General features: G+C 71.3%; 6 protein-coding genes and 1 pseudogene. 4 read left to right on the plus strand and 3 right to left on the minus strand.

What is annotated here, in order from left to right; genetic code table 11:
- Positions 1–143: 143 nt before the first annotated feature.
- The 3 genes and pseudogenes from AB0J46_RS51740 to AB0J46_RS51750 all read right to left on the minus strand — a co-directional run.
- Complete coding sequence (locus AB0J46_RS51740; protein ID WP_364344869.1) at positions 144–1,013, minus strand: oxidoreductase; 870 nt, start codon at positions 1,011–1,013, stop codon at positions 144–146.
- Between the two features lie 59 nt (positions 1,014–1,072).
- Entirely contained in the window at positions 1,073–1,333 is a 261-nt protein-coding gene (locus AB0J46_RS51745) for a hypothetical protein (RefSeq protein WP_364344872.1), read from the minus strand.
- Positions 1,334–1,466: 133 nt separating this feature from the next.
- Positions 1,467–1,901, minus strand: a pseudogene (locus tag AB0J46_RS51750) (bacterial transcriptional activator domain-containing protein); the annotation flags it as partial.
- Here AB0J46_RS51750 and AB0J46_RS51755 point away from each other — a divergent pair.
- The 4 genes from AB0J46_RS51755 (at position 1,879) to AB0J46_RS51770 (ending at position 7,354) form a co-directional block, all read left to right on the plus strand.
- Positions 1,879–2,517, plus strand: a complete 639-nt coding sequence (locus tag AB0J46_RS51755; RefSeq protein WP_364344857.1) for a hemerythrin domain-containing protein — start codon at positions 1,879–1,881, stop codon at positions 2,515–2,517. The pseudogene AB0J46_RS51750 and the gene AB0J46_RS51755 overlap by 23 nt on opposite strands.
- A gap of 34 nt (positions 2,518–2,551) precedes the next feature.
- Positions 2,552–2,956, plus strand: coding sequence for a DUF4267 domain-containing protein (locus tag AB0J46_RS51760; RefSeq protein WP_364344860.1), 405 nt, complete (start codon positions 2,552–2,554; stop codon positions 2,954–2,956).
- A 38-nt stretch (positions 2,957–2,994) separates the two neighbouring features.
- Positions 2,995–4,305, plus strand: a complete 1,311-nt coding sequence (locus AB0J46_RS51765) for an FAD-binding oxidoreductase (protein ID WP_364344863.1) — start codon at positions 2,995–2,997, stop codon at positions 4,303–4,305.
- A 268-nt stretch (positions 4,306–4,573) separates the two neighbouring features.
- Complete coding sequence (locus AB0J46_RS51770) at positions 4,574–7,354, plus strand: hypothetical protein (protein WP_364344866.1); 2,781 nt, start codon at positions 4,574–4,576, stop codon at positions 7,352–7,354.
- Positions 7,355–7,444: the final 90 nt, after the last annotated feature.

The raw sequence follows: 7,444 nt of genomic DNA on the forward strand, positions 1-7,444 counted from the left end.
GGTCCCACTACCGGCGCCTCCATCAGACCCGCGCCCGAGCCAGCCACTACAGAAGACATCGACTGAAACATCTCAAAGCCTCGCTGTAGTACTAGTCTAGGAGTCAACGGCCGACACCTGTCGTGGTCCTTCGGACTCCGTGGTCAGTGCACCTGGTCGGCGAGGTCGGCCAGGTCCTCCTCGGTCAGCTTCAGGGAGGTGGCGGCGACGTTCTCCTCCAGGTGGGCGAGCGAGCCGGTGCCGGGGATGAGCAGGATGTTCGGCGACCGGGCCAGCAGCCAGGCCAACGCCACCTGCGGCACGGTCGCGCCGTGGCGGGCGGCGACGGCGTCCAGGCGCTCGGCCGTGAGCGGCTGGAACCCACCGACCGGGAAGAACGGCACGTACGCGATGCCCGCCTCGGCGCAGGCGTCCACCAGCGGGTCGTCCTCGCGCCTGGCCAGGTTGTAGAGGTTCTGGACGCAGACGATCGGCGCGATCTTGTGGGCCTCGGCGAACTCGGCGGGTGTCACGTTCGAGACGCCGAGGTGGCGGATCAGCCCCTCCTCGCGCAGCGCGAGCAACGTCTCCAGCGGACCGGCGAGCGGCGTACCGGCGCGGTCGAGGTCGCCCATGCGCAGGTTGACGACATCGAGGCGGTCCACGCCGAGCGAGCGCAGGTTCGCCTCGACGCCGCGGCGCAGGCCGTCGGGGGTGAGGCCGGTCTTGCCCTCGGCGGGCAAGGCCAGGTCAGAGCCCTCGACCAGCGCGCCCACCTTCGTCACGATCACCAGGTCGTCCGGGTAGGGATGCAGCGCCTCCCGGATCAGCTCGTTGGCCGCCACGCCGTCGCGAGCGTAGTAGTGCGAGGTGTCGATGTGGTTCACGCCCAGGTCGACGGCCCGGCGCAGGACGGCGAGCGCGGTGTCCCTGCTGGGACGGTCACCTTTCGGCCAGCCGGTCAGCTTCATCGCGCCGTACCCGACCCTGGCGACGCTCAGGTCGCCGCCCAACGCCCATCGTCCAGTCGTCATGATCACCCACTCTAGCGGTGACCAGCGTCCAGGCCGCGGATGCCGTCGAGGGTCAACAGCTAAGCGATCGTTCGGGACCGGGCCTCGGCAGCCCGATGAGGTGCGTTCAACCGGTCGGCGATGGTGGCGGCCTGAGCGAAGTGCGCGGCGGCCTCGTCGTCGTGGCCGAGGAAGGCGGCGGCCAGCGCCGAGGGTGTGAGCGACCGGGCGCAGCTCCACGGACAGGCTCGTGGCGTCCGGTGGGAGCCGTCGCAGCGCGCAAGCAGCGTCGCGTAGGTCTTCTCGGCCGCGGCGCGGTCGTCCAGGGCGATGGCGGCCATCGCGCGGACGGTCGTGCGGAAGGTGAAGAAGTAAGTCGGGCCGGATCGGGTCCGAGGTGCGTACCCGGCGGGCTTCGCGGGCGCGGCGGAGCGTCGCCGGCGCGTCGGCTTGGCGGCCGCTGCTCCACAGTGCCAGGGCGTGCAGCCGCCAGCCTTCCTCGCGCAGCGGCTCGTCGCGGGTGAGCCGCTCGGCCCCGGGAACCACCGCGGCGGGGTCACCGGTGCGCAGGCCCGCCGCGACGTGCAGTTCGGTGGCGACCGGGCGCAGCTCGTTCAGCCGGGCCGTCTCCGCGGCGGCCCACGGCTCGTCGGCGGCCTCGGCAGCCGCAGCGCATAACCCGGCGCCGCGCTCACCAGCACGCCCCGCTGTCGCGGCCCGCCCAGGAGAACGGGCTCGCCGCCGACCTCGGCCACGAAAGAGCCCAGCACCCGGACGAAGACCATGATCCGCACATCTACGTGGACGTTCCAAATGCCTTCCAAATGCCTTCCAAACACCCAGGAGCAGCCTGAACACATCGCAACCGACGAAGGAGCGGGAACAGATGAGCGTCAACACCCAGGACATGGAGATCGTCCACCGCGCGCTCCGCCGTGAGTCACGGCTGCTGGTGAAGCTCGTCGCGGCCGTCGCCCCGGGTGACACCGCTCGCGCCAAGGTGATCGCCGGCCACTTCCGCATCTACCGGCTGGGCCTGCACAACCACCACGAGGGCGAGGACGAGCTGCTGTGGCCGCCGCTGCTGTCCCGTGTGGACCTGGAGGCCGACGTCGTCCTGCGCATGCAGGCCCAGCACGAGCGCGTCACGGCCACCCTGAGCAGGCTGGACGCCGCGCTTCCCGCCTGGGAGGCCACCGCGGGCGCCGACGAACGCGACACCCTGGCGGCCGCCCTCTGCGAGCACCGTGCGGTCCTGCTGGAACACCTCGACGACGAGGAGACCACCCTCCTCCCGCTCGCGGCCGAGCGCCTCACCCGACAGGAATGGGCCTCCCTGGGCGGCCACCTGGTGCACAACACGCCCAAGCTCACCCTGCTCACGCTCTTCGGCGCTGTCCTGGAGGACGCGAACCCGGCCGAGCGCGCCATCGTCCTCGGCGGCCTTCCCGTCCCGGTCCGCGTCATCTGGCACGTCATCGGCCGCCCCCGCTACGCCCGCCACATCCGCCGTGTCCGTGGCTGAACCCTGCCCGTCCGCACAAACAAGGAGAACGACCATGTCGCTGAAGAAGCTCAACACCGTCCTGGCCGCCGTCGTCGTCCTGTTCACCCTCTACCTCGGGTTGTCCTTCGTCCTGCCCCTCGGGACGACCTTCCCGGGGCTGGCGAACTGGCCCTCTGACGGCAGCGGCTTCTCCATCGTGAAGGGCAGCCGCGAGATCGGGATGGGCCTGGCCATGGGCGTCCTGCTGGTGACAGGCCACCGCCGCCCGTTGGGCTGGGTCCTGCTGATGATGGCCGTCACCCCGTTCGCCGACATGGTCAACGTCCTGGCCCACCACGGATCCACGGCCGCCGCGCTCGCCGTCCACGGCCTGACCGCGGCGCTGATCGCGGTCACGGGGTTGCTGATCCTCCGCGAGGCCGGCACCACCCCGGCGACCGCCGCCCAGTCCGCCTGACGTCCGCATTTTCTGACAACTCGACAAGGGAGACGACAATGACGATCAACGATTTGCGCGGTGTCCTGAAGGGGCGCGTGCTCCTGCCCGGTGACGACGGCTTTGAACAGGCGGCCACCGCGTGGAATCTGACCGTCAGGCAGCCGGTGGCGGCCGTGGCGGAGGCCGCGGACGCCGATGACGTGGCGGCGCTCGTGCGTTACGCGCGGCGGGCGGGCATGACGGTGACCGCGCAGCCGAGCGGGCATGGCGCCTCGGGTGACGTGGAAGGCCTGATCCTGTTGCGTACCGGCCTGCTGAACGACGTGGAGGTACGCCCGCAGGAGCGCGTGGTCCGGGTGGGCGCGGGCGCGAAGTGGGGTCAGGTGCTGGCGGCGGCCGGTCCACTGGGTCTGACCGGCCTGTCCGGCAGCGCGCCGGGGGTCAGCGTGACCGGTTACACCCTGGGCGGCGGCGTCGGCTGGTTCAGCCGCAAGCACGGCCTCGCCTCCGACAGCGTGCGGGCCATCGACATCGTGGACGCCGACGGCGAGCCGGGCCGGGTGACCGCCGAGTCCGATCCCGACCTGTTCTGGGCGCTGCGCGGCGGTGGCGGGGACTTCGCGGTGGTGACCGCCCTCGAACTCGACCTGTATCCCGCTCCGGTCCTGTACGGCGGGCGCGTGATCTGGCCGGAGCACCGGACCAGGGAGGTGTACGACGCGTTCCTGGAGATCATCGCCGAGGCGCCGCGTGAACTCAGTGTCTGGATCAACCGGCTCCAGCCCCCCGGCGCGCCGCCGATGGTGACGCTGGATCTGGCCTACCTGGGTGAGGCGGCGCAGGGGGCGGACCTGCTGGCACGCATCGACAAGATCGAGGGCGCGATCTCCGACAACCGCGGCGTCGTCCCGGTCGCTGATCTGGGCAGGATCGCCGCCGAGCCCACCGATCCGGTCCCGTCCATCGCTCGTGCGGAGCTGCTCACCGGCCTGAACGCGGACACGGTGGAGCTCCTGCTGGCCAAGCCGATCGAACCGCTCATCAACGTGCAGATCAGGCACCTGGGCGGGGCGCTCGCCGAGCCGGGCGGCGGGGCCGGTGCGAGCGGCGCGATGGCTGAGCCGTACCTGCTCGGACTGGTGGGTCTCGGCCTGCCGCACGCGGCCGACGCGACCCGCGCCAAGCAGGCCGAGGTCGTGGCCGACCTGGAGGCGTACATCAGCGGCCGCAAGCCGTACACCCTGCTGTCCCCCGGTGACACGGCGGCGCAGTCCTTCTCCGGCAGCGCGCTCGCGCGGCTGCAAAAGATCAAGCGGGCCCGTGACCCGCACAACGTGTTCCGCGCGAACTACCCGGTGCTCGGATAGATCGGTTCCCAGCGGCTCATGGCCCCTCCGCCCACCACGGCGGCGGGGCCGCACCACACCCGCGTGACGTCTCGACCTCGCATCGCCAGAAGGGCAACCACCATGACGACGAACCAGACCGACGGCGGCTCTCATATTCGGCTCCTTCATTGTTGCCCGGCTGTGCAACCACCGCCGCAGGGGTGGCGGCCAGGTTGTGGCCGCCACCGGAACGGGATGAGTACGGGTTACTCATGACGGCACGAGCGCGGACGCCGACACTCGGCCCATGCTCATCCACCGCGTGATCGTGCCGCTCGTCCTGTTCGTCGTCGCCGCCCTGCTCGGCGCCCCCGCGGGGCACGCCGACGCCGCGGTGCACGGTGAGTGCGAGTTCCTCGGGACCTCGCCCCTGTCGCTCGCGGAGGGCGAGCGGCCCCGTGCCCGTATCACCTTCCTCAACGACAGTCAGGAGAGCGGCTGGTTCACCGCCACGGTGGAGGCCGGGTTCCACTACTGGCACGCCACGCCGTTCTACCGGCAGTTGTTATCCGCCGAGACGGGGCTGGTGCAGGGGGAGTTCGACCTGCCCCCGGCGTACGCGGAGGGCCTCGGTGACGCGAGCGGCCTGCGGATCGACATCACCTCGACGCTGTCGGGCGACACGACGATCGGCACCTGCTCCACCACCCTGAAGGTGCACACCGGCCGTGACACCGACCAGGACGGGCTGCTGGACGACTGGGAGATCAACGGCATCGACTACGACCAGGACGGCACGGTCGATCTCGCGCTGAACCAGCCCCCGTACAGCGCCGACCCGAACAAGAAGGACATCTTCGTCGAGCTGGACGCGATGTTCTGCCTGGCGTCGTACTGCCGGCGCTCCAGGGAGTTCGACCCGAACGCCATCAGCCAGGTGGTGACCGCATTCGCGGCGCACGGCATCACCCTGCACGTCCATACCGGGGAGCGGGCGGGCGAGGCGGAGCGGATCACGTTCGACACCAAGAGCCCCGGTAGCTGGGACGACTTCGACGATGTCAAGTTCGGCGACTCCGCCATTGCCTGTGACGGGAACTTCGGCGACGTGCTCGACCGGATCTCACGCAACTGCGAGAACATCCTGGGCGCCAAGCGGCTGGCGTTCCGCTACGCCGTGTCGGTGCACGGGCTGACCGGCCTCGGCACCACGTCGGGTCAGGCCGAGGCGGGCGACGACACCCAGCAGCACGTCGACCTGGCCCACCTGGCCCGCGTCGCCCTGCCGGGCGGCAACGACTTCGTCATCTCGCTCGGCGCGTGGGACAACACGCGGATCACCGCCAACGGCGGCCAGACCGCGGCGGAGGCGGGCACGTTCATGCACGAGCTCGGCCACACGCTCGGGCTGCAGCACGGCGGCCTGGACAGCGTCAACTGCAAGCCGAACTACCTGAGCGTCATGAACTACTCCTACCAGTTCCCCACGGCGTCCACCGCGTCCCGCCCCCTGGACTACCAGCCCCAGGAGCGCGCCCCCATGAACGAGGACCAGGGTCTCGACGAGGTGGGCGACGCCCTGCCGGGAGCAGGTAGCGCGACGGTCGTGTACGGGACGGTGGTGGCCGGGAAACCCGGAGTCGCGCTGACCACGCCGGCCAACAAGCCGGTCGACTGGAATGGCGACGGCACCAGCGCGACGAACCAGTCCGGGGACGTCAACCACATCATCATGGGCCCCGACACCACGTCCTGCCCCGTCTCCCCCAAGCAGACCCTCACCTCCTGGAACGACTGGGACCACCTGAACCTCAACTTCCGCGAGAGCCCCTGGTTCGAGGACGGCGCGCACAAGGGCGTGCTCGGCCTCGGCAGCGCCGAGATCACCGCCGAGGCCGCCGCGAGTCTCAACCCGCCGATCGACCTCACCGCCGCCAAGACCGTGGACAGGCAGGACGCCTCCCCCGGCGACCGGCTCACCTACACCGTGGCCGTGGGCAACAAGGGGCCCGCCACCGCCACGGCGGTGAAGATCGACGACACGATGCCCGCCGGCACGTCGGACGTCGTCCACCGCACGACGTCCGACGTGCCGGCGGGCGGCTCCGCGCGGGAGACGTTCACCTACGACATCCCCTGTGCGACCACGGACGGGACGGTCCTGACGAACAAGGCGGCCGTGTCGGGGACCAATGAGCGCGGATACGCCGAGACCGGCACCCTGTCCGACAACACCGCCGGGGTGTCCACCACGGTGCACCGGTCGATGATCGGCGTGGCGGCCACCGCGCCCGCCACCGTCAACGCCGGCGAGGCCGCCGCCTACACCCTGACCTACCGCAACACCGGCGGGGCCGCGGCCTCCGGCACCACGCTCACCGCCACGCTGCCCGCCGGCCTCTACTACAGCGCCGCGCTCGACCAGGGCGCCGGGCCCCGCCCGGGCTCCGTGAGCAGGAACACCGACGGCACCACCACGCTGCGCTGGGCCGTCGGCACGCTGCCCGCCGGCACGGGGACCGGCACGATCGCCTTCACCGCGCGGCCGAGCCTGCTGCTCCTGGACGCGGCGACGGTCACCGTGCCGGTCTCGCTGAGCGCCGACGGCTCCGGCCCGTGCCCCACCACCCCCGCCGCCGCGACGGCGGAAACGCGGATCACGACCGTCTCCCCCAGTCGCGACCCGGGGCTGGTCACGTTCTGGGCGCTGCGGCCCGACCTGCGCACCGCCGAGGCGCTCGCCCGCGTCCAGGCCACCGACGACCGCTTCGACGGCGCCGACGGCTCGGCCGCGAACGGCGCGCTCTCCCTGCGGGAGTCCACCGCCGTCCTCACCCTGCCGCTGACGCAGCCGCGCACACTGCGGGCCGAGCTGCTGGCCACCACGCTCAACCTGGCCGGCCGCCGGATCAACGCCGGCACCGCCGTGGACGGCCTCACCGCGCGGGCCCTGGGGGTGCGGACGGTGGGCGAGGCCGTCCGCCACGCCCAGGCCACCCTCGCGCAGCCGCCCACGCTGGACAACCTCGTCCGCTACACGAAGGCGACCCAGGTGCTCGCCGAGATCAACTCGGGTCTGGCGAGCTAGTGGGCCGTCACGCAACCTTGGCCGGGTAACTGGTCCAGCTTCTGATCGGCGAACTGGCGGCGAAGTTCGTCTTGGGCTGGGCTCGGGCGT

The organism is Nonomuraea sp. NPDC049758, from assembly GCF_040674635.1.
GTDB lineage: Bacteria > Actinomycetota > Actinomycetes > Streptosporangiales > Streptosporangiaceae > Nonomuraea.

Excerpts from the sequence above, each read along its gene's own strand:
- AB0J46_RS51740 (WP_364344869.1), bottom strand. The coding sequence starts at position 1,013 with ATGACGACTGGACGATGGGCGTTGGGCGGCGACCTGAGCGTCGCCAGG.
- AB0J46_RS51745 (WP_364344872.1), bottom strand. The coding sequence starts at position 1,333 with ATGGCCGCCATCGCCCTGGACGACCGCGCCGCGGCCGAGAAGACCTAC.
- AB0J46_RS51755 (WP_364344857.1), top strand. The coding sequence starts at position 1,879 with ATGAGCGTCAACACCCAGGACATGGAGATCGTCCACCGCGCGCTCCGC.
- AB0J46_RS51760 (WP_364344860.1), top strand. The coding sequence starts at position 2,552 with ATGTCGCTGAAGAAGCTCAACACCGTCCTGGCCGCCGTCGTCGTCCTG.
- AB0J46_RS51765 (WP_364344863.1), top strand. The coding sequence starts at position 2,995 with ATGACGATCAACGATTTGCGCGGTGTCCTGAAGGGGCGCGTGCTCCTG.
- AB0J46_RS51770 (WP_364344866.1), top strand. The coding sequence starts at position 4,574 with ATGCTCATCCACCGCGTGATCGTGCCGCTCGTCCTGTTCGTCGTCGCC.